The sequence below is a fragment of the Planktotalea sp. genome (genome assembly GCF_049680325.1).
Taxonomy (GTDB): domain Bacteria; phylum Pseudomonadota; class Alphaproteobacteria; order Rhodobacterales; family Rhodobacteraceae; genus Planktotalea.
In genome coordinates, this window is the sequence record NZ_JBAUHO010000252.1 from 1 (window position 1) to 25,218 (window position 25,218).

General features: G+C 55.8%; 17 protein-coding genes and 1 tRNA gene. 13 read left to right on the top strand and 5 right to left on the bottom strand.

Annotation, left to right across the window (positions count from 1 at the left end):
* Positions 1–228: 228 nt before the first annotated feature.
* The 4 genes from WBC85_RS11390 (at position 229) to WBC85_RS11405 (ending at position 5,912) form a co-directional block, all read left to right on the top strand.
* Positions 229–3,018: a glutamine-synthetase adenylyltransferase gene (locus WBC85_RS11390; RefSeq protein ID WP_424436939.1), complete on the top strand. Its 2,790-nt coding sequence runs from the start codon at positions 229–231 to the stop codon at positions 3,016–3,018.
* Positions 3,018–3,284, top strand: coding sequence for a hypothetical protein (locus WBC85_RS11395; protein WP_424436942.1), 267 nt, complete (start codon positions 3,018–3,020; stop codon positions 3,282–3,284). Before WBC85_RS11390 ends, WBC85_RS11395 begins: the two co-directional genes overlap by 1 nt.
* Complete coding sequence (locus tag WBC85_RS11400; protein ID WP_424436945.1) at positions 3,281–4,006, top strand: GNAT family N-acetyltransferase; 726 nt, start codon at positions 3,281–3,283, stop codon at positions 4,004–4,006. Before WBC85_RS11395 ends, WBC85_RS11400 begins: the two co-directional genes overlap by 4 nt.
* A gap of 82 nt (positions 4,007–4,088) precedes the next feature.
* The gene (locus WBC85_RS11405) at positions 4,089–5,912 is read left to right on the top strand and encodes an ABC-F family ATP-binding cassette domain-containing protein (protein WP_424436948.1); all 1,824 of its coding nucleotides are present in this window, start codon (positions 4,089–4,091) and stop codon (positions 5,910–5,912) included.
* Here WBC85_RS11405 and WBC85_RS11410 read toward each other — a convergent pair.
* Entirely contained in the window at positions 5,884–6,951 is a 1,068-nt protein-coding gene (locus WBC85_RS11410) for an AbrB family transcriptional regulator (RefSeq protein ID WP_424436951.1), read from the bottom strand. The genes WBC85_RS11405 and WBC85_RS11410 overlap by 29 nt on opposite strands.
* Positions 6,952–7,024: 73 nt before the next feature.
* Between WBC85_RS11410 and WBC85_RS11415 the strand changes: the two genes are divergently transcribed.
* Complete coding sequence (locus WBC85_RS11415; RefSeq protein ID WP_424436954.1) at positions 7,025–8,245, top strand: cytochrome P450; 1,221 nt, start codon at positions 7,025–7,027, stop codon at positions 8,243–8,245.
* Here WBC85_RS11415 and WBC85_RS11420 read toward each other — a convergent pair.
* The 3 genes from WBC85_RS11420 to WBC85_RS11430 form a co-directional block, all read right to left on the bottom strand.
* Positions 8,232–10,961, bottom strand: a complete 2,730-nt coding sequence (locus WBC85_RS11420; RefSeq protein WP_424436957.1) for an AMP-binding protein — start codon at positions 10,959–10,961, stop codon at positions 8,232–8,234. The genes WBC85_RS11415 and WBC85_RS11420 overlap by 14 nt on opposite strands.
* Before the next feature lie 78 nt (positions 10,962–11,039).
* Positions 11,040–11,113 (bottom strand) — tRNA-Gly (locus WBC85_RS11425).
* A 45-nt stretch (positions 11,114–11,158) separates the two neighbouring features.
* A complete protein-coding gene (locus tag WBC85_RS11430) occupies positions 11,159–13,204 on the bottom strand; it encodes an ASKHA domain-containing protein (RefSeq protein WP_424436960.1) in 2,046 nt (681 codons plus the stop codon).
* A gap of 207 nt (positions 13,205–13,411) precedes the next feature.
* On the opposite strand from WBC85_RS11430, the gene WBC85_RS11435 reads away from it, so the two are divergent.
* The 4 genes from WBC85_RS11435 to WBC85_RS11450 all read left to right on the top strand — a co-directional run bounded on the left by WBC85_RS11435 (position 13,412) and on the right by WBC85_RS11450 (position 19,505).
* Positions 13,412–14,410: a tellurium resistance protein gene (locus WBC85_RS11435; RefSeq protein WP_424436963.1), complete on the top strand. Its 999-nt coding sequence runs from the start codon at positions 13,412–13,414 to the stop codon at positions 14,408–14,410.
* Positions 14,411–14,488: 78 nt separating this feature from the next.
* Entirely contained in the window at positions 14,489–15,937 is a 1,449-nt protein-coding gene (gene guaB, locus WBC85_RS11440) for an IMP dehydrogenase (protein WP_424436966.1), read from the top strand.
* 3 nt (positions 15,938–15,940) lie between these two features.
* Positions 15,941–17,146 (top strand): RsmB/NOP family class I SAM-dependent RNA methyltransferase, encoded by a 1,206-nt coding sequence (locus WBC85_RS11445; RefSeq protein ID WP_424436969.1) that lies wholly within the window; start codon positions 15,941–15,943, stop codon positions 17,144–17,146.
* Positions 17,147–17,219: 73 nt separating this feature from the next.
* Positions 17,220–19,505, top strand: coding sequence for an ATP-binding protein (locus WBC85_RS11450; protein WP_424436972.1), 2,286 nt, complete (start codon positions 17,220–17,222; stop codon positions 19,503–19,505).
* An 11-nt stretch (positions 19,506–19,516) separates the two neighbouring features.
* On the opposite strand, the gene WBC85_RS11455 is transcribed toward WBC85_RS11450, so the two are convergent.
* The gene (locus tag WBC85_RS11455) at positions 19,517–20,119 is read right to left on the bottom strand and encodes a gamma-glutamyl kinase (protein WP_424436975.1); all 603 of its coding nucleotides are present in this window, start codon (positions 20,117–20,119) and stop codon (positions 19,517–19,519) included.
* Between the two features lie 176 nt (positions 20,120–20,295).
* On the opposite strand from WBC85_RS11455, the gene recA reads away from it, so the two are divergent.
* From recA to WBC85_RS11475, 4 genes are all read left to right on the top strand, one after another.
* Positions 20,296–21,375, top strand: a complete 1,080-nt coding sequence (gene recA / locus WBC85_RS11460; protein ID WP_424436978.1) for a recombinase RecA — start codon at positions 20,296–20,298, stop codon at positions 21,373–21,375.
* Positions 21,376–21,570: 195 nt separating this feature from the next.
* The gene (alaS, locus tag WBC85_RS11465) at positions 21,571–24,234 is read left to right on the top strand and encodes an alanine--tRNA ligase (RefSeq protein ID WP_424436981.1); all 2,664 of its coding nucleotides are present in this window, start codon (positions 21,571–21,573) and stop codon (positions 24,232–24,234) included.
* A gap of 3 nt (positions 24,235–24,237) precedes the next feature.
* Positions 24,238–24,531, top strand: a complete 294-nt coding sequence (locus WBC85_RS11470) for a DUF1330 domain-containing protein (RefSeq protein ID WP_424436984.1) — start codon at positions 24,238–24,240, stop codon at positions 24,529–24,531.
* Between the two features lie 409 nt (positions 24,532–24,940).
* Positions 24,941–25,213 carry a hypothetical protein gene (locus WBC85_RS11475; protein WP_424436987.1) on the top strand — a complete coding sequence of 91 codons (273 nt, stop codon included), beginning with the start codon at positions 24,941–24,943 and terminating at the stop codon, positions 25,211–25,213.
* Positions 25,214–25,218: the final 5 nt, after the last annotated feature.

A 25,218-nucleotide genomic window follows, 5' to 3' on the forward strand; every position in this document is an offset into this window, starting at 1 on the left:
GTCATAGCCAATCGCATAAAGATCAAGCAGGCGCACAGCGTCGCCCCGCGCGTCGAAATGCGTTTGCACAAGCGCTGCGAAATGTGCGGCAAGGCTGTCAGGCAGTGGATGGGCGAGAACGACAAGGGTGCGCATGGGGTACATCTAATCGTAGCGCAGCGGCGCAGCAATCCCAAGAACCCGCGCGCAGGGCATTGACGCGCGCCGCATGTAGTGAACACTTGCTATATGAAATTTGAAGATCGTTTGACACGTACACCCATTCCTTTCGAGCCCGAGCTTGGTGCCGAGGCCGTCCAGAAAGTGACGGGTCTAAGTCCTGCATTGCGCGAGCTGCTGCTTGGCGCTGCGGGGTGCAGCCCCTATTTGAACGGGCTGATTGCCAAGGAAGCGGCATGGTTGGAACACGCTTTGGCCGATCCAGAGCTTGCGATAACCGAACTCTTTGCATCGCTGCCTGTTGTGCCTGCGAAAAGCCTGCCATCGGCGCTGCGCGAGGCCAAGCGGCGCGTTGCGTTAATCACAGGGCTTGCTGATCTGGGCGGTGTTTGGCCGCTGGAAACGGTGACGAAGGTTTTGACAGATTTTGCCGATCTTTCGGTGCAGACCGCGTTAAGCGCAACAATCGGTGCGGAAATCGCGCGCGGAAAGCTGCCGGGGATGGGCGAAGCGGACATCGCGGATGCGGGCGGAATGTGCGTTCTTGCTATGGGCAAAATGGGCGCGCATGAATTGAACTATTCATCCGACATTGATCTGATCTGCCTCTTTGATGAAACCCGTTTCAGCCCTGATGATTTTCACGAGGCGCGGGCCTCCTTCGTGCGCGCAACGCGGCGCATGGCGGCGATGCTGAATGATCTGACCGGCGAGGGCTATGTGTTCCGCACCGATCTGCGCCTGCGCCCTGATCCTGGCGTGACGCCTGTGTGCATGGCAATGGAGGCGGCAGAGCGTTATTATGAAAGCCTCGGGCGCACATGGGAGCGCGCGGCCTATATCAAAGCGCGCCCCTGTGCGGGCGATCTGAAGGCTGGCGAAGCTTTTCTGAAAACGCTCACCCCGTTCGTGTGGCGCAAGCATTTGGATTTTGCCGCGATTCAGGACGCGCATGACATGCGCCTGCGCTACCGCGAACATAAGGGGCTTGGCGGCGCGCTCAAACTGCACGAGCACAATATGAAACTCGGGCGCGGCGGTATCCGGGAGATCGAGTTCTTCACCCAGACCCGCCAGATCATTGCGGGCGGGCGCGACCCAGAATTGCGCACCCGCGGCACTGTCGAAGGCCTGGCGATCCTCAGTGAAAAAGGCTGGGTGCCGAAAGAGGCCGCGCAGGAGCTTACCGATCACTATCGTGCCCACCGCGAAGTTGAACACCGTTTGCAAATGATCCGCGATGCCCAGACGCATACTTTGCCGAAATCCGGCAAAGGATTCGCCCGGCTTGCCGCCTTTATGGGGCGCGAAGAGGCTGAACTGCGCAGCGATCTGACACAACGTCTTGAAGCGGTTCATGCGCTGACCGAAGGTTTCTTTGCACCCGATGCACGTGCGCAGCCAGTTGAACATAGCTTTGATGATAACGTGCTTGCGCGTTGGCAAACCTATCCTGCGCTGCGCTCGCCGCGCGCGGTCGAAATTTTCGAACGTCTCAAGCCGGATGTTCTAAAACGCCTTTCGAAAACCGCAAAACCCGCTGAAGCGCTGTTGGCCTTTGACGGCTTTCTGGCTGGCTTACCCGCCGGTGTGCAGTTGTTTTCCTTGTTCGAGGCCAACCCGCAGCTGATTGATTTGCTGATAGATATCGTTGGAACAGCCCCCGCACTAGCGCGTCACCTCTCGCGTAATGCGGGCGTGTTTGATGCCGTGATCGCAGGCAGCTTTTTCGACGATTGGCCCGGAACGGAGGCGCTGAGCGCCGCGTTGAACGACATATTGGCCCGCGAGAGCGATTATGAGCGCAAACTGGATGCGACGCGCCGTTGGGCCAAGGAATGGCACTTTGGCATTGGCGTGCACCATTTGCGCGGCCTTGCAGAGGCCGATCAGGTCGCAACGCGATATGCGGATCTGGCAGAAGCGTCCCTGCGCGCGCTCTGGCCGCATGTGGTTGCCCAGTTTGCGCACAAACACGGGGAAATGCCGGGGCGCGGCGCGGTCATTCTTGGCATGGGCTCGCTCGGAGCGGGACGCTTGAATGCAAATTCCGATCTCGATCTCATTATGATTTACGATGCGGACGGCGTGGAAATGTCGGACGGCAAACGTCCGCTGCCTGTACGCCAGTATTACGCACGCCTGACCCAAGCGATGGTAACCGCGATGACAGCGCCGATGGCACAAGGCAGGCTCTATGAGGTGGACATGCGCTTGCGCCCGTCCGGCACAAAAGGGCCTGTTGCGACCTCTTGGCAAAGCTTTCAAGACTATCAGCAAAATCAGGCATGGCTCTGGGAGCATCTGGCCCTGACGCGTGCGCGGGTGATTGCAGGGGATGATGTACTGGCAAGCGATGTGGACGGGCTGCGCCTGTCAATCATGCAGCGCGCGCGCGACGGTGCGATGATCCTGAGCGAGGTCGCAAAAATGCGTGTGCGTATTCAGGCCGCCAAACAAGCGCAGTTCTGGGATGGAAAGCTTGGCGCAGGACGGTTGCAAGACATCGAACTGATCGGGCAGGCCGGGCTTTTGGGCAGCGGTGCAAGTGCGCGCGATATCGTAACGGGGCTAAGCCAGTGTGTCGCATTGGGCTGGATGAGCGCCGCACAGAGCGCAGCGTTGACACGCAGTTACAGGCTCTTTTGGAGCATGCAGCTTGCCACCAAGCTATTGAGCGAAACAACAATTGATGATGCCGAAATGCCAGAGGCAATCGGGCAGGGCGGGCTTGCGTTTTTGCTGCGTGAAACCGGCTTTGATACGCTTGATGCCATGCGCAGCGGGATTGCCGCAATCCAGTCAGATGCCGCGCAAGCGCTAGCTGATGTTTTGCCAAATGTCGAAGGGGACGCGTGATGCGCTCACTCAAAGGGGATGCGATGGACCCGAAAGGGTTGATTGCCGAGGCCTATAAAATCGAAGGTATCACACCGTCGGAATGCCGCAGTATTTTTCTGGACTGGGCCTTGAATCTGGAAGGCGAGACGACTGCTGCGCTGAATGTGCTACTGGAGCGGCACGGCGCACGCGATCACCCGATGACACAGGTATTGCGCGACGGCCTTGCCAGCACTGCGCGCCCAAGGCGGCGCGGTGGTTGGCGTAGCAGAGAACGTCCGTGACACTTGTTCTGCAAAAGGGACGTTTGCGTGCCCGCCAAAGCAAAACGACGGAAGATATCGCCAAAGCGCTGTCACTGCGCGCGCTGGCGTTCGGTTGCGATGATCGAGATGCCCTGGATGATCTATGCGCGCATATCCTGATCGAGAACGAAGTCAGCGGCGAGGTATTGTGCTGCTTTCGAATGCTGAGTCTGCAAGGCAAGGAAATGGCGAAAAGCTATTCTGCGCAGTTTTACGAGCTTTCCGCGCTCGAGCGGTTTGACGGGCCAATGGTCGAACTCGGACGTTTTTGTACGCACCCCTGCCATAGCAATGATCCCGATGTGCTACGTTTGGCATGGGGTGCGATGACGGCCTTTGTTGACGCACATCAGGTTGAACTGCTCTTTGGGTGTTCGTCTTTTGCTGGTACGGAAACGGCGTCCTATCTTGATAGCTTTGCAATGCTGAAAGAACGACATCTTGCTCCGAAACGCTGGTTGCCCCGCGTCAAAGCGCCAAATGTGTTTCGCTACGCGGCAGTGCTGCGTAACAGGCCTGATATGAAACGGGCGATGCGTGCGATGCCGCCTTTGCTGCGCACATATCTTTTGATGGGGGGCTGGGTGAGCGATCATGCGGTGGTGGATGAGAAGATGAATACGCTGCATGTGTTCACGGGCGTCGAGATAAGCGCTATTCCCGACGCTCGAAAGCGGCTTTTGCGTGCTGTAGTTGGATAATGCGGGACGCTCCGCGGGGAGTTTATCCGGCAAAATGAAGACGGGCGTTGACCTTTTGATCCGCCTTGCGTAGCTGGCAGTTATGGCACGCGCACCCCTTTTACAGCTTTCCGATATTTCCCTGACTTTTGGCGGGGATCCGGTTTTTGACGGTCTTGATCTTGTGGTTCAACCCGGGGACCGAGTGGCCCTTGTCGGACGCAACGGGTCGGGCAAATCGACATTGATGAAGGTGATGGCTGGACTGGTCGAACCTGATAAAGGCAGCATTGTTGCAGGGCCGGGCGTCAGCGTCGGTTATATGGAACAAGAGCCCGAGATGGCAGGCTTTGCGACCCTTGGCGATTTCGCCTTGAGCGCGCTGGATCCATCCGAAGCCTACAAGGTCGAACGCGCGGGCGAAGGTTTGAAATTTGATCCCGCCCGCGCTGTTGAAACCGCTTCGGGCGGAGAGCGTCGCCGCGCGGCATTGGCCAAACTTATGGCGGAAGCGCCGGGTTTGATGTTGCTGGATGAGCCGACCAACCACCTTGATATTGAGGCGATTGGCTGGCTTGAGGCCGAGCTGAGCAGCACGCGCACCGCGTTTGTGCTGATTTCGCACGACCGCGCGTTTCTAACCGCTTTGACCCGCGCGACACTTTGGATCGATCGCGGACAAGTGCGTCGTCAGGAAAAAGGTTTTGACGGCTTTGAAGCCTGGCGCGATGCGGTCTGGGAAACCGAAGACCTGCAACGCCACAAGCTTGATCGCAAGATCAAGTCGGAAGCGCGTTGGGCGGTTGAGGGCATTTCCGCACGTCGTACCCGTAACCAGGGGCGCGTGCGCGCCTTGCAAGATTTACGCGCCGAGCGGGCCTCGCAAATTCGCCGCCAAGGCACAGCCGCGATGGCGCTGGACGGCGGGCAGGCTTCTGGCAAAAAGGTGATTGAAGCGCATCATCTTGCCAAGTCATTTGACGGCAAGCCTATTGTTCAGGACTTTTCGCTGACTGTGCAACGCGGTGATCGCATTGCCTTTGTCGGGCCGAACGGCGTGGGCAAGACCACCTTAATCAAGATGCTCATGGGGCTGGAGCCCGTGGACAGCGGGACTGTCAAGCTTGGCAGCAAGCTGGAAAGCGCGATCTTCGATCAGGCGCGCGCGCAACTTGATCCGGATATGACGCTTTGGGACAGCCTGACAGGTGATCCTGACATGCGTGTATCCGGCAAGGCCGATCAAATCATGGTGCGCGGCATGCCCAAACATGTTGTTGGCTACCTGAAGGAGTTTTTGTTCGATGATGCGCAGGCGCGCGCGCCTGTGCGTTCGCTCTCTGGCGGGGAAAAGGCGCGGCTATTGCTGGCGAAGATCATGGCGCGCGAAAGCAATCTTCTGGTGCTTGACGAGCCGACAAACGATCTGGATGTAGAGACCCTTGATCTGTTGCAAGACCTGCTGGGGGACTATCCGGGCACGGTGTTATTGGTGAGCCACGACCGTGATTTTCTGGACCGCGTTGCCAGCACGACGGTTGCAATGGAAGGCGACGGGCGCGCAACGGTTTATGCGGGTGGCTGGAGCGATTATCGTGCGCAGCGGGCAGAGCGCCTGCCACAAAGCGAGAGCAAACCTGCTGCGAAGCCCGAAAAATCCACAGGTGCGGACACGAAAAAGCCTGCACAGGCGCAGAAAACCAAACTTTCCTTCATCGAAAAGCACCGTCTGGACGAATTGCCAAGCGTAATCGCGCGGCTGGAAGCTGAAATATCCAAGCTTGAAGAGTTCCTGAGTGCTCCAGACCTGTTCACCAACGAGCCCGCCAAATTCGCAAAAGCAAGCGATGCGTTGGTGGAGCGTCACACTGCTTTGAGTGATGCCGAAGAAGAATGGATTATTCTTGAGGAGAAGGCGGGCGGCTAATGCGTCCAAACGCCATACTCATGATGACCACCGTAAGCGCGATGCGATAGACATGCGCGATCGTCACCAATGCAGGATCGGCGGCAAGGCTTAAGGCAACAAGCGACATTTCGGTAACGCCGCCCGGTGCAAGGCTGAGCCATGCTGCACTAATCCCGACACCCGCAAAGCTGGTAACGAGCGCTGCAAGTGCTGCGCCGAGCGCGAGCATCGTCAGTGCAGAGGTGATGGCAAGGGCCACACCGCGCCGCAAGACCGCAACGCTTAACCCGTTGAATCGAAGCCCGAGCGCGGTGCCCATGACCACTTGAGCCAGAATGATGAGCCAGTTGGGCAGGGCGAGCGAAAGCCACCCTGTCGCGCTTAGAAGCCCGGCAAGCAGGAGCGGTCCAGTGAGTTGACCCGCTGGAATGCGAAGGCCCTTACCCAATATGATACCAGCAGCCCCAACGAGAAGGATTTGCCAGACAGGGCTGCTCGTCTCTGCATTCAGCTTGCTAAGACCTGCGGCGCTACCGACGGGATGCCCGACCCATAGCGACATCGCGAGCGGGATCAGTGTGACCACCAGCACGATGCGCAGGAATTGTTGTACGGTCAGAATGGCGATGTTTGCGCCCGCGTTTTCCCCGAGGCTCATCGCTTCGAGCAAGCCGCCGGGGGCGGCCGAATAGAAGGCTGTAGGCCTGTCGTATCCTCCAAATTTACGCATCAGCCGGTAATTGAGCAGATGGGCGAGCGGCGTGAAAACGGTAACGGCAATGAAGATGGCGATAATCGGATGCCAATCGGTTAACAGCTCAAGATGCACTTGTGCGCCAATCAACAGACCAATGCAGGCTATAAAGGGCAGTCGCACGGTGTCAGGGACTTTCGCATCGCGGGTTAAGGCGCGCGGGAGAAAGGCCATCGCCAACGAACTCGCGATCAAAGCGCCCAGCAAATAGGGTAAAGGCGCTGGAAAATGCGCAAGCAACCAGCCGCCAATTCCGCCCAAGGCAAGGAACAAAAGTGATTTCAGCAAATTTGCTTTGTTCAAAGTGAGCGTTTCCTCTTTGCGTCGTTATTAAGGATGCTACTGTATCTGCGCAAGGTTCGCTGGGAGAGGCTTAATGCTTGGATGGTTGAAAACGCGCCGTGCGCCAGAACAGCCACGCAGTACAGCCCCTGTTTTGCCACTTGATCTATCCGATCCGGCGTTTGTTGCGGATCCTTATCCAACCTATGAATGGCTGCGTGAAAACTGCCCCGTGGTTGAATTGACGGGTGGCGGATATCTTTTAACGCGGCACGCAGATATTCGTGCGGCGTTTACCAATCCTGCGCTTGGCAATGCGCCATCGCGCTTTTCAACGCTGGCCGCGCGCAATGCAGGGAAATATGTTGCCGCTGATCTTGCTGCGCATATTCCGCCATTTCTGGATGGGGACGATCACAAACCTGTGCGGCAGATGGTGTCCAGATCATTTTTCAATGCTTTTAAAGGCTTGTCTGGCGAACTTGATGTGCTTGCGCGCGAACATGTTGCCAAATTGAACGCAGGCGATGATCTTATTCGCGTTGGATCGCAACTGTTTTCACTTGCGTCAATGATGCGGTTTTGCGGTGTAGAGGCAGAGCCAGAGCAGATGAAGCGTTTGACGCAGGCCTTCTTTCATCTCTTTGCGCCCCTTAAGGATCCCGCTGTGTTTACCGAAGTAAACAACGCATTAAGCGAGTTTCGCGCAGTGCTCGCAAGTGCGTTAGAGGCTGGGCCGCCAAAGGGAAGCTTGCTCGCTGAATTGCGCGATTTTCAAAGCAAGAATGCGGATATCACCGATGCGCAGATCGTGGATAATTGCCTGTTGGTGTTTGCAGACGGTGTCGAGAATATCGAGGCGGGCGCGGCCAGTTTGATGTTGGTCTTTGAACAGGCAGACCTTTGGGGCGCGCTGGAACGCGGTGACATGGACATGGAACTGGCCGTGCGTGAGGGCCTGCGTTTGCAAACGCCCGCGCAACTTGTACCACGTGTGGCGCGCACTTCTTTTGAAATAGGCGGTGTCGCGATCAAAAAGGACATGCCGGTATTTTTGGCGCTTGCCTCTGGTAACCGCGATGAAAGCGTCTTCGCGAAGAGCGGTGCTTTTGATCCGGGTCGTGATCCGGCCTTTGTACTGACATTCGGGCAGGGGCGTCATCGCTGCATTGGCGAGCCTTTGGCGATAGCACAGCTTGTCGCCTTTATGGGGGCGATTGTAGCGGCGCGGCTGCGCCCGCAACACATGGATATTTCCTATCAGCCCCGCGTCGGGCATCGTTGGCCCGACAGAATGCTTCTTAAAAAAGTTTAGGGAACATAATTTTAGACGCTGCTTTTATACCGAAATCAGATGCCTTTTGCGAGGCACCATCGCTTACGTCCAAGCACAGCTTGAACGGTAGCCATTTGTCTGGAACCTCGAATTCTAGTTGAAAGTCCAGGCCCTGGCCCGCGTCCACGCTTTGCGTAATTTGACAATGTGCCGCGACGGCCTGCGCGATATGACCGTCGAGATTGCGTAACTGTGCGCTCACGAAAAGTGGCGCATCGGGGCTGGCAGGCCAATGGGCCGAGCCAGCGTTATGCACGCGTACCGTAACGCTTGCGCGTGCGCCGCGCTGAACGAAACGTGACCCCGACAAGCGGATATCTCCGCGCATGCCGCGCTCAAACGCAGCGGGCGGTACCTCTGGCGTGCCTTGAATGCCATGCTTCAGGGCGCTTTCGATATGCGGCAGGAAATCCTCCAGCGGCCCTTGCGTCAAGACCTCGGTATGCCCGCCGCCAACACGGATCACATCAAAGCCAGCGGGATGCGCCGCGGCGATAGCACGTTCGGGAAAAAGGTGGTTACGTTGATAGCGCTCATAGCGATCGTCGCTCCACAGATGCAGAACAGGCACGCTCAGTGCGGTGTCAAACCACTGATCCCAGGAAATAATAATGCGTACATCACGCCCCATGCTTATCAAATGAGCCGCCGCAAATCGCATGATCTTGGCACCTTCGCAAAAGCCCCCCAAATTGATCGCGCCGCCGGGCTGCAACGTTGCAATCGCTTCTGCATAATCGCGCGCAAGAACGTCGTTCATATCGTCATTCTTGCCCAGCATCAAAAACAATGAACGCATCAGGTAGAGCGGGCGCTTTCCTTCAAAAGCCTCTGCTATTTTTTGATACTCGCCTTCTTCTTGCGCGCACCAGAACAAGGGTGTGTCGGGCGCGTCCTTGTGTAGAACGCGAAAGAAAGGAACGCCCGCCACTTCGGGTGCGTCCCAGTCTTTCAGACGGCTATTCAGGAAAACGTGTTTTGCATCTGATTTGTCGATGATCTCGCGCAATGGCGCGCGTTCGACTGCGGCAACAAAAGCCCCAAATTCGGGGGCGTCATAAAGGAGGTTCGTAGGCAGTGTGCGCCCGCTTAAACGCTCAACTTCGAACAGGAACTGCGCGCCAGCAAGGCTATCGCCGCCAGCATCAAAGAAATCGGTTTCTGCCCTTGGTTCATCCGCAGCTGTCTGTGGCAAAACGGTGCGCCACGCGTCCGCAATCAGCGCGCCCAGCGAAGTTTGTGGGGCCTCTTGCGTTGCTTTCGGGGCAGCTGTGCCCATTTCGCGGAGCGCGCGACGATCAATCTTTCCTGACCCGAGCCGTGGAAGCGCATCCAGAACAAGGATCTTACGCGGAACTTTGAACGCTGCCAAAGCGTCGGCCAAATGTGCTTGCAATGCGTCAAGTGTGCCGTTCTTGGCAAAGGTGACTGCCATTGCAACCTCTTCCCCAAGGCTGGGATGAGGGCGGGCAAAGGCGGCAGCCTCTAGCGTGCCTTCATAGCTCAAAGCGGCGTGCTCGATCTCGTGGGGTGAAATCTTTTCACCGCCGCGATTTATCATTTCTTTGGATCGCCCCGTGAGGAACAAAAAACCGTCTTCGTCCAAATACCCAAGATCACCTGTGCGCAGCCATTCACCATCGACAAAATGCTCTGCGCGCTCCGTGCCTTCATATCCCGAGGTGATCGCATCGCCGCGCACCTGAACCTCACCTTGTTCAATGCGTAAATCGACTTCGAACGCGCGTCCCACTGAACCGGGTTTGCGCATTTCAGGCGGAAGCGGATTGGTGGTTATCTGGCCTGCCGTTTCGGTCATACCGTACATTTGAATGATTGGTGTGCCTGCGAAAAATGCTTCTGCGCGCGCATGTGTGCTTGGCGCAAGATCGGACGAAACCGAGCGGATAAAGCGCAGCGCTTGACCCATTTCGGCGGCTTCATCTGCGGTTAGATCAGCCTGCAAACGGGCGAGCATTGTTGGAACCAGCTGCATCCAGGTGCAGCCATAGTCGCGCACGGAGTTTTGCAATGGCCTTGCCCCCATACCGCCTGCGAAATGCACAGCCCCGCCCGCGTAAAGCGGTGCGAGCAGAAGATCGACGATTGCGCCGATGTGAAACATGGGTAGGGCATGCACGGCGCGATCGGTAGGGCCAAGATTAAGCGCACGCGCAATGCGCTGCGCGCTGAGATGCAGTTGCTCGGGCGTAAGCGGCACGCGTTTGGGGCGTCCTGTACTGCCAGAGGTCAACAGGATGAGACCTGCGTTCTGTACTGCGCCGTCCACTGCGGGTAGCTCGACGGTGCAATCGTCATGCAATATCGCCAAAGGTAGCGCGCAGATACCGGCCAGTTGCGCCGCGCGTGGATCGTGATCGCTGCCAAGCAGGACTTGCGCCGAGGAGTCGTTAAGAATGCTCTCAATCTCTGTGTCCGTGAGCGCGGGATTAATCGGCAAGACCTGAAGATGATGCACCATTGCCAGCAGCCAGATCGCTGTTTCGGGCGTATCTGGCAGCAAGGTGGCAACGCGCGTGCCTTGGGGCAACGCTTGAAGTGCGTTGTTCAGTGCCGTGGTTTTGGTCGAAAGGGCAGAGCCAGAAATCGCGAAGCCGTTTGAACCTGTAAGAACATGCGCGTCTTGGGGTAGGCCGTCCAGAATATCGGACAGCTTGGAATGGGCCGGCGTCATCGCGAAATTCCTAAAACTAAAAATTAATCTAGCTTCAGGTATACCCGATAGGCAGCGTCGCGCAAAATGGTAAATGAGTGGAGCGGGTAACGGGAATTGAACCCGTAACTAAAGCTTGGGAAGCTGCCGTGATACCTTTTCACCATACCCGCATGCGCTTTGAGTTACGCGCGTCGGGCAGGCGGGTCAAGCGGGGACTAGCCCCGCCGCCGCCGCTTGCGCCCGCCAGCCGCTGAATCGCCGCCGCCTGTGTTAAAGTGAACATCGGGAAGGGTTACGATCTTGGCAAGTTCGGGGAACGGGTCGGTTTTATGCGGGATCGCATTGGCATGGACGAAATGTTCCTGGAACTTCGGCTCGATCGCCGTTTCGACTTTTGTGATCTTCCCGACGGTTGCCTCGATTTCCGCGCGGGCTGCGACGTTGCAAAGTGCAATGCGCGCGCCTGTGCCTGCGGCGTTGCCCGCGCTGGTGACCTTATCAAGCGGTGCGTCAGGGATCATACCAAGCACCATCGCGTGTTTGGGTGATATATGCGCGCCGAAAGCACCAGCCAGAACCACGCGATCCACGGTATCTACACCGCGCTCATCCATGAGCAGGCGCGCGCCCGCATAAAGCGCTGATTTCGCCAGTTGAATAGCGCGGATGTCCCCTTGTGTCACTGTAATGCGCGGGCCGCCATCGGCGCTGGCATCGTGGATCAAATAGGAATGGGTGCGCCCTTCAGGGACGCTTCGGTTCGTGCCGGTTTGTTCGGCTGATCCGATCAAACCACTGTCATCGAGCAGACCAGCCATGCGCATTTCTGCCACCGCTTCGATAATGCCAGAGCCGCAAATGCCAGTGATCCCGGTTGTTGCAATCGCAATGTCAAAGCCGTCTTCATCTGACCAGATATCAGACCCAATGACCCTAAAGCGCGGCTCTTTGGTGACAGGGTCAATTTCCAAACGCTCAATGGCGCCAGGTGCTGCACGCTGGCCGGAACTGATCTGCGCGCCCTCAAAAGCAGGGCCTGTCGGGGAAGAGCAGGCCAGAACACGGCTTTCATCGCCAAGCAGAATTTCTGCGTTGGTACCAACATCAACAATAAGGACCAAGTCCTTGGATTTGCCGGGCTCTTCGGACAGTGCAACTGCCGCCGCATCCGCGCCAACATGGCCCGCGATACAAGGCAGGATATAAACGCGCGCGTTGTCATTCATCGCATGCAGATCCATTTCGCGCGCATCAAGGCTCATAGAATCCGAGGTTGCCAGTGCGAAGGGCGCTTGGCCCAATTCAACGGGATCAATGCCAAGAAGGAGGTGGTGCATAACAGGGTTACACACAAAAACGGTCTCGAATATTGCGTTGGGATCGATTTCGGCCTCTGTCGCGATGGATTCAGTCAAACCGTTGATTGCAGTGCGCACGGCCGTGGTCATTTCAACATCACCGCCCGGGTTCATCATCACGTAAGACACGCGGCTCATCAGGTCTTCGCCAAAGCGGATTTGCGGGTTCATCAAACCAGAGGAGGCTTTGACCTCGCCCGTGACCAGATCACACAAATGCGCAGCAATGGTTGTAGAGCCCAAATCAATCGCAAGCCCGTAAAGGCCGCCCTCATAAAGGCCGGGCCAAACGTCCAGAATGCGCGCATGCGTGTCATTGTGGCCTTTGTGCAGCGCGACGGTGATCTGCCATTTCCCTTTGCGCAGGGCAGGCTGCAGCTTGCTCAGGATGGGCAGAGCGGCGCGCACGTTCTCGATCTGCCACTGCTCAAACAAGGCGCGCGTGACACGTTCCAGATCGCCCGTTGGCGTGTGCATATCAGGCTCGTCGACCTCGATAAAATAAAGCCGCGTCGCTGGATCCATCGTGATAACGCGGTTCGACGCCGCCTTGCGGATCACTTGCTTATGCACCTGACTTTCCTCGGGCACGTCAATGACAATGTCCCCTTGAACCGTTGCCTGGCAGCCAAGTCGGCGACCTTCTTTAAGCCCCCGCTTGTCATCATAGCGTTGTTCAACCGAATTCCACTCTGACAACGCACCTTCGCGCGCGGTCACACCGTGTTTGGAAAACTCTCCATAGGATGGGGTGATCTGGCATTTAGAGCAAATGCCGCGACCGCCGCAAACGCTATCAAGATCGACGCCAAGCTGGCGCGCAGCTGTCAAAACAGGTGTGCCAACTGGAAAATGACCACGTTTTCCTGAAGGGGTAAAAACGACGAGAGGATCACCAGACATATTTTTCCACCTGTGGTTCAAAGCGCTGTATTCCATCGTACCTTAAGTCGCTTAGTTCAATGGGAAAGTGTGCCAGCGTCATAAACTTATCCTTTGGCGTCATTTTATTGGCTCGCGCGGTTTGACATTTATGCGCTGCATCGCATTACTAACGCCGCGCACCCTAATGCAGAATGCGTGCACCATTTTAAGCTAAGGAATGTCGCAATGTCCTCGCAAGACCTTGAACCTCAAAAGACCGCGCCAAGTGAGGCTGCCCCGGAATTCTGGCGCAGAACACCGCCTGCGTTGTTTCCGTCAATCATGGGGTTTATGGGGCTTGGCTTGGCGTGGCGCGCAGCTGTGCGTTTTGACGGGGTGTCGATTTCGCCATTGGTCAGCATGTGTTTGCTGGGCCTGTGCTGCATCCTGTTCCTGTTTATTCTGGCCTGCTATCTGTCCAAACTTAGCGTGCGTGTCGGCGTTATTATGGAAGATCTGGCTTCGGTTCCCGGGCGCGCGGGGGTTTCGGCAATGTCGGTGTCCACGTTGCTTTTCGCCGCCGCCATGGCACCTTTGTCGCCGCTTGTAGCCAGTGTTGCACTGTTTGCAGGCCTAAGCGCCCATGTTCTGATCGGTGTTCTTATCGTCATAACCATGGCCCGTACCGAGCGCGGTTTCGTAGTGACGCCAGCGTGGCACCTGTCTTTCGTGGGCTTCATCGTTGCCTGCCTCGCTGCCGTTCCGCTTGGCTATACGGCGCTTGCCCAGCTGATTCTTGGCGTAACGGTCCTTTTGGCCGCCCTGATTTACGGGGTTAGCCTGTTGCAATTGAGCAAGGCAGAAGTGGCACCGCCATTGCGACCGCTTCTGTTTATCCACCTCGCGCCGCTTAGTCTGTTTGCGAGCGTGGCGAGCCTTTTGGGGCAGGGCCTCATTGCGATTTTCTTTGCAGCGCTCGCCATCGGGCTTGCCGCCGTGCTGGTATCGCGGATCCGCTATATCACTCAGGCGGGTTTCTCGCCGCTTTGGGGCGCGTTTACCTTTCCGGTGGCTGCGCTTAGCAGCGCCTTGTTTTCATTGTCATCGCAAGCAACCGTCTTTGGCTGGCTTGCATTGATCCCGCTCGCAGTGGCGACATTCATCACCCCATTGATCGTTTTGCGCGTTCTGAGAATGTGGTCCACTGGAGCGCTTGCCGAAAAAACTGGCGCTGCAACTGCGTAAAGCGCCGCGCGCCTCTTTTCATTTATCCAAAGGCGTGAAATAGGAAACTGCCAAACGTCCCTCCCAAGGAGAACTCTGATGGAGATTCGCGAGGCCCTTACTTTTGATGATGTGCTACTGGTCCCCGGGGCCTCGAATGTACTGCCCAGTACGGCAGATACACGCACATTTGTGACCCAATCGATTGCGCTTAATATTCCGCTGCTGAGCTCGGCAATGGACACAGTAACCGAAAGCCGGATGGCGATCACCATGGCCCAAGCTGGCGGCATGGGGGTGATCCACCGCAACCTGAATATTGAAGAGCAAGCCCGCGAAGTGCGCCGCGTCAAACGCTTTGAAAGCGGCATTGTCTACAATCCGATCACATTGAAGCCAGAGCAGACCTTGGCGGATGCGAAGGAATTGCAAGAACGTTATCGCGTCACTGGTTTTCCTGTCGTTGACGACACGGGCCGCGTTGTTGGCATCGTGACCAACCGCGACATGCGCTTTGCGACGGACGATTCAACACCGGTTCGGGTCATGATGAGTTCCCAGAACCTGGCGATGCTGCAAGAACCTGCCGATCTGGAAGAGGCCAAAAGCCTTATGAAAGCGCGCCGGATCGAAAAACTGCTTGTGACAGACGGGAAGGGTAAGCTGACTGGCTTGCTTACGCTGAAGGATACAGAACAGGCGGTTCTGAACCCGACAGCATGTAAAGATTCCTTGGGCCGTTTGCGCGTCGCTGCCGCAACGACGGTTGGTGATGCAGGCTATGAGCGCTCCGCAGCTTTGGTCGAAGCAGGCGTCGATATGATCGTAATCGACACCGCACACGGTCACTCCGAAGGAGTGGCACAGGCGGTGCGCCGTGCCAAAGATCTCTCCAGCAACGTGCAAATCGTTGCGGGCAATGTGGCCACGGGCGACGCAACCCGCGCATTGATTGATGCAGGCGCGGATGCCGTTAAGGTCGGGATCGGCCCGGGCTCGATTTGCACAACGCGTATGGTGGCTGGCGTTGGTGTTCCGCAATTGACGGCGATTATGGATTGCGCTGCAGTGGCTGGAAAAGTCCCGGTTATCGCAGATGGCGGCATCAAATTCTCTGGTGATTTTGCCAAAGCAATTGCCGCTGGTGCATCCTGCGCAATGGTCGGCTCGATGATCGCCGGGACCGATGAAAGCCCCGGCGAAGTTATTCTTTATCAAGGCCGTAGCTTCAAAAGCTATCGCGGAATGGGTAGTCTTGGCGCTATGGCGCGTGGCTCTGCGGATCGTTATTTTCAGGCCGACGCTGCAAGCGATAAACTGGTACCGGAAGGCATTGAAGGCCAAGTGCCCTACAAGGGGTCTGCCAGCGCTGTGGTTCACCAGCTTATTGGTGGGCTGCGTGCTGCGATGGGCTACACGGGCTGCGCGAATATCGAAGCAATGCGCAGTAATTGTAGCTTTGTGAAGATCACGGGCGCGGGGCTCAAAGAAAGCCACGTGCACGATGTTCAGATCACGCGCGAATCTCCGAACTACCGGATCGGATAGGACGTGACCCCGGGCGCGCGCGTACAGGCCGCAATTGAATGTCTGGATGACATTTTTGCAGGCACTCCAGCCGAAAAGACCTTAACAGGCTGGGCGCGGCGCTCGCGGTTTGCGGGATCAAAAGATCGCGCGGCCGTGCGTGATTATGTTTACGATGCACTTCGCAATCGGGACAGCTGCGCTGAAATTGGCGGTGCCTTGAACGGGCGCGCTGTGATGCTTGGCTTGGTTCAACTGCAGGGCGGCGATCCTAACGAAGTATTTCATGGGGAAGGGCACGCGCCAGACGCCCTGAGTGCAGAAGAAATCGCGCGGCTTGCCAAGATGGATACAGCTGCACTGCAAAGCTGTCTCGACAGCGTGCCTGATATGCCCGACGTTTACTGGCACATGCTGCAAGCGTCGCATCCAGAGAAAGCGCGCGCCATTGCGCAAGCCCTCAGAGCACGTGCACCTGTTGATTTACGTGTAAATCTGCAAAAATCATCACTCACTTCGGCGCAAGCTCATTTGCTTGATGAAGGCATTACAAGCGAAACCAGCGATATCGCCTCAACCGCGCTGCGTGTCACTGGCACTGCACGCGGGATAAAAAATGCCGGTGCCTATCTGGATGGTTTGATCGAACTACAAGATGCGGGCAGTCAGGCGCTGATCGAATGGCTTCCGCTCGCTGACGGCATGGAAATTCTCGACTATTGTGCTGGTGGTGGCGGTAAATCCCTCGCAATTGCTGGCCTGTCAAAGTCCAAACTGTTTGCCCATGACCAAGATGCCGCGCGAATGAAAGACATTCCAGTGCGCGCGAAACGTGCAGGGGCATCGATCACTTGCCTAAGTACGGCGACAATTTCGCAGCATGCACCTTTTGATATCGTCCTTTGCGATGCTCCTTGCTCCGGCTCGGGGGCATGGCGGCGCAGCCCTGATGCAAAATGGCGTCTTGATCCGATTCAATTCCAAAACCTCCTTTCTGTTCAGCTGGATATCCTCTCTCAGGCACAAAATTACGTGCGTCCGGGCGGCTATTTAGCCTATGCGACCTGCTCGCTTTTTGCAGAAGAAAATGAACAACAGGTGAAAAGGTTTTTGGAAACTGCACCCAATTTTAAGCGCATTGCGCAAAAATCTTGGACGCCGCTTGATGGGTGCGATGGATTTCACATATGTGTTTTGCAGCTTGCGGGTGAGCAAAACAACTTAGAGTAGATTTTGAGGGAGCTTTAAGATAAGCTTAACCTGTCCGTTCTAAGAGCGGAGGTTACATTCTTAGGAGCGAACCTTGGCACAAGCAGCGAGCGGTCAATTTCAACCGGCCTTTAGCCCGCATCAGCTTTTGATGCGTCGCGCAATATTGCCAGTGATAGCTGTTTTCGCACTAAGCTTGGCAATATGGGTGCACGATAAAAGCGCGACCCTTGGCTTTTTAACCGTCGCGCTTATTGCCTTTGCTGCTTGGCTCTTTTGCGTTTTCAATGACTTGAGGCAGAATGCCTATGAAATGCGGCAAGTTTCGCTTGCTAAGTCGCTTTGTGAACTGGACCAACGCGCGACATTTCTTAGCGATTTCGAGGGCGATGTCCTTTGGCAAAACTCCGCGGCGTTGGCTCATTTCGTTCAGGTGAGTGACGGTTTTCTGTCAATATCGCGCGCGCTGGATGGCTCATTGCCGAATGCTGGCGCTGTCGTACGTCGCTTGAGCACGCTTGCGATCAGGCAAGGCAATGCCAGCGAGCGGCTGTTTGGCCTGTCGAACCCGATCGACATTCAGGTGCAAAGGGTCGCGCATTGCTTGCTTTGGCGGATCGAAAGCAAGCCCGACAGCGAGCAGGACGTTGCCTCTGCGATGCTGACGGTTGGGCGAAAGGGCACTATTTTATTCATGAACACTGCTGCGCGGGAACTCATCGGTGAAAGGGTTACGTCGCTTGATCGGCTCTTTGTGCCGAATGCATCATCGACAGGGGCCTTGCAAACACTCGCTACCAAGCGCGGGCCGAGTCAGGTTAGAGTTCGCAAGCAAGCGCTTCAGCGTGACCGGTTTCATTTGTTTTTGACGCCAGTGGCTGCGCACATCGAACATGGTGAATTTGCCCTTGGTGATCTTCCCGTTCCGCTTTTGCATCTTAATCAAAGCGGAATCGTCGAACAGGCAAATGAAGCGGCGCTTGCCTTGTTAGGGCGCTGTGATTTGCAGGGCCTTTCGATGGCCGCAATATTCGAAGGCTTTGGCCTTTCGCTGGAAGACTGGCTGGCCAAAACCAAAGCACTTGCGCAAGCGGTGGACGCAGAGTTTCTACGGGTGAGAGATCAAAAAAAGGAAACCTTTGTCCAAGTTGTTCTAAAGCGCATGGGCAGTGGTGATGACGCAAAAATAGTTGCGCTCCTGAGCGATGCGACCAAACTGAAATCGCTTGAGGCGCAGTTCGTCCAAAGCCAGAAAATGCAAGCGATCGGGCAACTTGCTGGTGGCGTTGCCCATGACTTCAACAACCTTTTGACAGCGATTTCAGGACACTGTGATCTGATGTTGTTGCGCCATGACCCTGGGGATCAGGACTATGCGGATCTTATGCAGGTGCATCAGAACGCAAATCGCGCGGCTGGCTTGGTCAGCCAGCTTTTGGCGTTTTCACGTAAACAAACCCTGCAACTTGAGCAAATGGATATCCGAAACACGCTGTCCGACTTGACCCATCTTCTAAATCGCCTTGTTGGCGAAACCGTCACGTTAACTTTGTCACATGATCCTGTCCTCAAGCCGGTTCGCGCTGACAAGCGGCAGTTGGAACAAGTGATAATGAACTTGGTTGTTAACGCGCGCGATGCGATGCCAAATGGCGGTGAAATCATGATCGAAACCGAAAGTATGACGTTGAGCGCCCCGATGCGCCGCGAGCGTGTCGTTGTTCCCAATGGGGACTATGTTGTTGTTCGTGTGCGCGATGTCGGTATCGGGATCGAACCTGATGCGCTGCAAAAGATTTTTGAGCCCTTCTACACGACCAAGCGAACGGGCGAGGGCACGGGGCTGGGGCTTTCTACGGCTTACGGCATCGTGAAGCAGACAGGCGGATACATCTTTGCAGATAGCGAGCCGGGGCAGGGAACTTGTTTTTCACTTCTGTTTCCAGCGAGTGAAGAGCGGGAAGAAAAACCTGAAAAGCCGGCGGAACCGCGCCAGCCCCGCCTTAGCAGCCAATGTAGCGGCGTCGTTTTACTGGTCGAAGATGAAGCGCCGGTGCGCGCCTTTGCGTCACGCGCACTAAGTATGCGCGGCTTTGAAGTTGTAGAGGCAGAATCGGCAGAGCAGGCGCTTGATCTACTCAAGGACGACGCTTTGGAGGTCGATGTCTTTGTAACAGATGTGGTGATGCCCGGCATGGATGGGCCCACTTGGGTCCGCGAAGCCCTGAAAAATCGTCCCAATGTGAACGTCATTTTCGTGTCGGGTTATGCTGAGGGCGCATTTCAGGGCGGCAATAGTCCGGTTCCGAACTCTGTCTTCCTGCCCAAGCCGTTTTCGCTGACGGAGTTGACGACAACGGTTCAAAGCCAAATGAATTAGCCGTGCAGGGCCTATTTGCGAACCGGAATACTATCCCACAGATCAATTTCCTCTGACATTTTTCGCCGAAAGCGTTCTTCGACGTTCTGGGAAAGCCGAGGGGCGTCGCCATCAGACGCATTCAATCGCTTTAACGCGATTTTCCGACCGAGTCGCTCTTCAAGAAAACCGGTCCAGCCGTTTTCGTCTTCATAACGGAACAGGTGATCCACCTTTGTCCCATTCGGGCGCGGTTCCAGAAACCGCACCTGAGAGCCGACATTTGCAAAGGGGGGCTTGTCGCCTTTCATATAGGCGAGCACAAAATCATCAAAGCTCATCCCGGCGGTCGATTTTGCGTGCCCATCGAGAAATGGACGCTGGCGGTACTTGTACCAACTGCCAAGCCAACTGATCGGCTCGCGCATCATTGCGAAAGTTTCCATCTCAGCCTTACAGGCTTTTTCGAACATCGGCCGGAAAAAGCGATTGTAGCGATAGACCGGCGCGTGTTTGAGTTCGGGCGGATCGGACACGATAATCGAAGCTTTGTCTGAAAGTGCGGCCTCAATGGCGGTTGTACCTGTCTTTGGCACTGCCAAAAGAACCAATTTTTCTTTCCAAAACACCAACATAGCCGTCTCATCTGAAATTATTTTGCGTCTAAACACATTCTTAACCGATCCACGCCAATCTGCCAGTAGGAAGATTTAACTTGATTTGTTCTCTTTTTGATCTCAAAAGGGAACGAAGAACGAACAAGTGGAGTCATTGCTGCACAGAGCGGCATGTGAAATAAGGACCCAAAGAAATGGCAACGGCAGATTTATTGACCATGAGCAGCAAAGCAAACGCAGACAAGCAAAAGGCGCTAGACAGCGCGCTCGCGCAAATCGAACGCCAGTTTGGCAAAGGTTCGATCATGAAATTGGGCGACGAGAACGCCATCCAACAAATCGAATCGACCTCGACAGGTTCGCTTGGGTTGGACATCGCATTAGGGATCGGCGGCCTCCCAAAAGGGCGGATCATCGAAATCTACGGACCGGAAAGCTCTGGTAAAACCACGCTCACGTTACACGCGGTTGCGGAAGAGCAGAAAAAGGGCGGTGTTTGCGCCTTTGTTGACGCAGAGCATGCGCTTGATCCGCAATATGCGCGCAAACTGGGCGTTGATCTGGACGAGCTTTTGATTTCCCAACCTGACACGGGCGAGCAAGGGCTTGAGATTGTTGACACATTGGTGCGATCCGGTGCGGTCAGTATGGTTGTGGTCGATTCTGTTGCCGCGCTGACACCCAAGTCCGAGCTGGAAGGCGACATGGGCGATAGCAGCGTTGGTGTGCATGCCCGCCTGATGAGCCAGGCAATGCGCAAATTGACCGGCTCTATCAGCCGTTCCAACTGTATGGTTATCTTTATTAACCAGATCAGGATGAAAATCGGCGTTATGTTTGGCTCGCCAGAGACCACGACGGGTGGCAACGCGTTGAAATTCTATTCCTCTGTGCGCCTTGATATTCGCCGAATTGGCGCGATCAAAGACCGTGATGAGGTCGTTGGCAACGCAACACGCGTCAAAGTGGTTAAGAACAAGGTGGCTCCGCCATTCAAACAGGTTGAGTTCGACATCATGTATGGCGAAGGCATATCTAAAATGGGTGAGCTGTTGGATCTTGGTGTAAAGGCAGGCGTCGTTGATAAGGCTGGTGCCTGGTTCAGCTATGGCGATGAACGCATCGGACAGGGCCGCGAAAACGCCAAGACCTTTTTGAAAGAAAACAACCACATTGCCTATGAGATCGAAGACAAGATCCGTGCGGCGCATGGGTTGGATTTTGATATGCCTAAAGCAGAGCAAAAGGCAGATGACGATATTTTAGAGGCATAAGCCGGATCAGGGGCGGGCAAACCGCACGCCCCAAATGTCAAATCCTGAAATATGCAAAGCAAAGCGCTGCCATTTGGCGGCGCTTTGTTGCGTTTCAGCGCTGTGTGTTGCTGCGCCGTTTCAACCTGTGGACAGTGGCGTAGCACGGGGTTATTTCACCTCTAACGCAATTCCGGCCCAAAAGGCGCATCTATCATGGCAAGTCTTAACGACATTCGATCCACCTTCCTGAACTACTTTGAAAAGCAAGGCCACGCGGTCGTTGCATCCAGCCCGCTTGTGCCGCGCAACGATCCTACTTTGCTGTTTGCCAATTCGGGCATGGTGCAATTCAAGAACCTGTTTACGGGATTGGAAACACGCGACTATCAGCGCGCGACGACCTCGCAGAAATGTGTGCGCGCGGGCGGCAAGCACAATGATCTGGACAATGTCGGCTACACTGCACGCCACCACACGTTCTTTGAAATGCTCGGCAATTTCAGCTTTGGTGACTATTTCAAAGCGGATGCGATCAAATTTGCATGGGAATTGCTGACCGAAGAATTCGGCATTCCAAAGGAAAAGCTGCTCGTCACCGTCTATCACACCGATGATGAAGCGGCGGACATCTGGAAAAAAGTCGCGGGTTTAAGTGATGACCGGATTATCCGCATTGCGACGGATGACAATTTCTGGCGCATGGGGCCAACTGGCCCATGTGGGCCGTGCACCGAAATCTTTTATGATCACGGCGATCACATTTGGGGTGGCCCTCCCGGAAGCCCGGAAGAAGATGGCGATCGATTCATCGAAATCTGGAACGTCGTTTTCATGCAGAACGAGCAGTTCGAAGACGGCACTATGAAGCCGCTGAAGATGCAAAGCATCGACACTGGCATGGGTTTGGAGCGCGTCGGCGCATTGCTGCAAGGCAAGCACGACAACTATGACACCGACCTGATGCGCAATCTGATCGAGGCGAGCGCCGATGCAACCAGCAGCGATCCTGATGGCCCGGGTAAAACCCATCACCGCGTGATTGCGGACCACCTTCGCTCTACGTCGTTTTTGATTGCGGATGGCGTTATGCCGTCCAATGACGGGCGCGGATATGTTCTACGCCGTATTATGCGCCGCGCGATGCGCCATGCGCATTTGCTGGGTGCAAGCGATCCGTTGATGCACCGGCTTGTGCCTGCGCTTGTGCGCCAGATGGGCGGGGCCTTTCCAGAGCTTGGCCAGGCGCAAGCGATGATTGAAGAGACACTGCGCCTTGAAGAAACCCGTTTCAAACAGACGCTAGATCGTGGTTTGAAGTTGCTGGACGACGAATTGGCGGGCTTGCCAGAGGGCGACGTTTTGCCGGGTGCTTCTGCGTTCAAACTCTACGACACCTTCGGGTTCCCGCTGGATTTGACGCAGGACGCATTGCGTGAAAAGGGCCGCGAGGTTGATACAGCTGGTTTTGACGCCGCAATGGCCGAGCAAAAAGCCAAGGCGCGCGCGGCCTGGTCTGGCACCGGCGAAGCTGCGGATAGTGCGATCTGGTTCGATATCGTGGACGCCTATGGCGCTACCGATTTCTTGGGCTATGACACTGAAACAGCCGAAGGACAGATCGCAACGCTGGTCATGGACGGCGCAGAGGCGCGCAGCGCCAAGGCCGGTCAAGAGGTCCAGATCATCCTGAACCAGTCCCCGTTTTATGCCGAAAGCGGCGGTCAGGTTGGCGACAAAGGCCTTATCAAGACCGAGGCCGGATCAGCGTTTGTTACCGATACCAAGAAAAGTCAGGGTGTCATTATACATATAGCAACTGTGCAAGAGGGTGAGATCGTAAAGGGCAGCGCCGCTGTTCTTGAGGTCGATCACACGCGCCGCACGTCTATTCGTGCAAACCATTCCGCGACGCACTTGCTGCACGAAGCGCTGCGTGCGGCGCTTGGCGATCATGTTGCGCAACGCGGCTCATTGAATGCTGAGGATCGTCTGCGCTTTGACTTCTCCCATGGCAAAGCCCTGTCACTTGAAGAAATCGCAGGGGTTGAAAAGGACGTGAATTCCTACATCCGCCAGAACGCTCCTGTCGAAACGCGGATCATGACCCCGGACGACGCGCGCGCCATTGGTGCGCAGGCGCTTTTCGGCGAAAAGTATGGCGATGAAGTTCGGGTTGTTTCGATGGGCACGCAAGCTGGCTCTGGCAAGGGCAGCAATGGCGAGACCTATTCGCTTGAGCTTTGCGGCGGCACGCATGTGCGCCAGACAGGCGATATCGGGGCCTTTGTGATGCTTGGCGATAGCGCCTCTAGTGCGGGCGTGCGCCGCATCGAAGCGCTGACAGGTCAGCCTGCTTTGGATTACCTGCGTGCACAGGATCATCGCCTGGCGGCTGTCGCGCTAGATCTCAAGGCGCAGGCTGCGGATGTGCCAGCGCGCGTCAAGGCGCTGCTTGATGAACGCAAGGCCCTAAGCAACGAGGTTGCCCAGCTGCGCCGCGAACTGGCCATGGCCGGCACTGGCGGGCAGGGCGGCGGCGCTGAAGCAGAGGTTGTGAACGGGATCAATTTCGTGGCTCAGGTTCTGTCTGGCGTTTCGGGCAAGGATCTGCCCGCGTTGATTGACGAGCACAAGGCGCGCATCAAATCGGGCGCAGTTCTGCTGATCGCGGATGCGGGCGGCAAGGCGGCTGTTGCCGCAGGTGTCACCGATGACAGTAAAGATAAAGTCTCTGCCGTTGATCTGGTTAAAGCGGCTGTCGTTGAATTGGGCGGTAAAGGTGGTGGTGGCCGTGCTGATATGGCGCAGGGTGGCGGCAAGGATGTAACGAACGCAGATGCGGCGATAAACGCTGCAAAGAAAGTCTTGGAAGGATAGATCATGCCAACAGCACTTTGGATTGCCAATGTTCATGTCACCGATGAGGCGGCTTATAAAGAATATGCCAGTCGCGCTACGGGGGCGATTGCAGATCATGGCGGCGTTTTTCTGGCGCGTGCAGGAAAGCACGAGCAATTGGAAGGCCGTGATCGCGCAAGAAATGTAGTCGCGCGCTTTCCCAGCCTTCAGGCAGCGCATGACTGCTATCACTCTGATGCCTATCAAGCTGCGCTGGATTTCGCGCGCGGCGCGTCAGAGCGTGACCTGGTGATCGTGGAAGAATTTGAAGCCTAACGCTCAGCGAGTTATTGCTGGCATTAATTGAAACACCGGCAGAGTTCTGCCGGTGTTTTACATTTGGATGCGGATAACTGGCATTCGGACGGCGATCCATGACAAAGTCAGCATGTGGATATCTCAAAGCGGCTATTGCGATTCGCCAATGTGATTCCCGAAAATTCCTTAGAAAAGTAAACAATAGCAAGTGGATAGATGAACTGTTTCCTGACACGCACTAGTGTGCCTTGATTTGGAAATCGGCCTGTTGATAAAACTGGTGCGGAAACATCACAAATTATTCGATTATCAAGTAAAATAAGGGGTTTTGGTTAACGGCACGGAAACCAACGCTGTTTTTCCTATAGCTGCGTCCAACTTCCATGCGGTAAGTTTTTAGCACGTGAAGGTTAACTGGAGAAATTTCATGAAAAAGACACTTATTTCCGCCGTAGTCGCTGCCGTAGCATTTGCTGCTCCTGCAATGGCTTGGGAAGGCAAAACAGTAGCATGCTACGACAAGCACCTTGTGCCTGCTCAGTATTCTGCGACTAAAGTTTTGGTCAAGGACACAAAGAAGCAGTACGAGCACCGCAATGGCCGCATCGAGCTGGTTGTTTACCCTGCCGTTTACCGTGAAGTACGCACACAAACTGCTGCGTCTCACTACGTAATGCGTGAAGTATCCTGCAAGCACTAAAGGTT

What these genes read in the sequence shown, in the direction of transcription:
- WBC85_RS11390 (WP_424436939.1), top strand. Translation starts at nt 229, where the DNA reads ATGAAATTTGAAGATCGTTTGACACGTACACCCATTCCTTTCGAGCCC.
- WBC85_RS11395 (WP_424436942.1), top strand. Translation starts at nt 3,018, where the DNA reads ATGCGCTCACTCAAAGGGGATGCGATGGACCCGAAAGGGTTGATTGCC.
- WBC85_RS11405 (WP_424436948.1), top strand. Translation starts at nt 4,089, where the DNA reads ATGGCACGCGCACCCCTTTTACAGCTTTCCGATATTTCCCTGACTTTT.
- WBC85_RS11415 (WP_424436954.1), top strand. Translation starts at nt 7,025, where the DNA reads ATGCTTGGATGGTTGAAAACGCGCCGTGCGCCAGAACAGCCACGCAGT.
- WBC85_RS11420 (WP_424436957.1), bottom strand. Translation starts at nt 10,961, where the DNA reads ATGACGCCGGCCCATTCCAAGCTGTCCGATATTCTGGACGGCCTACCC.
- WBC85_RS11430 (WP_424436960.1), bottom strand. Translation starts at nt 13,204, where the DNA reads ATGTCTGGTGATCCTCTCGTCGTTTTTACCCCTTCAGGAAAACGTGGT.
- WBC85_RS11435 (WP_424436963.1), top strand. Translation starts at nt 13,412, where the DNA reads ATGTCCTCGCAAGACCTTGAACCTCAAAAGACCGCGCCAAGTGAGGCT.
- guaB (WP_424436966.1), top strand. Translation starts at nt 14,489, where the DNA reads ATGGAGATTCGCGAGGCCCTTACTTTTGATGATGTGCTACTGGTCCCC.
- WBC85_RS11455 (WP_424436975.1), bottom strand. Translation starts at nt 20,119, where the DNA reads ATGTTGGTGTTTTGGAAAGAAAAATTGGTTCTTTTGGCAGTGCCAAAG.
- recA (WP_424436978.1), top strand. Translation starts at nt 20,296, where the DNA reads ATGGCAACGGCAGATTTATTGACCATGAGCAGCAAAGCAAACGCAGAC.
- alaS (WP_424436981.1), top strand. Translation starts at nt 21,571, where the DNA reads ATGGCAAGTCTTAACGACATTCGATCCACCTTCCTGAACTACTTTGAA.
- WBC85_RS11470 (WP_424436984.1), top strand. Translation starts at nt 24,238, where the DNA reads ATGCCAACAGCACTTTGGATTGCCAATGTTCATGTCACCGATGAGGCG.
- WBC85_RS11475 (WP_424436987.1), top strand. Translation starts at nt 24,941, where the DNA reads ATGAAAAAGACACTTATTTCCGCCGTAGTCGCTGCCGTAGCATTTGCT.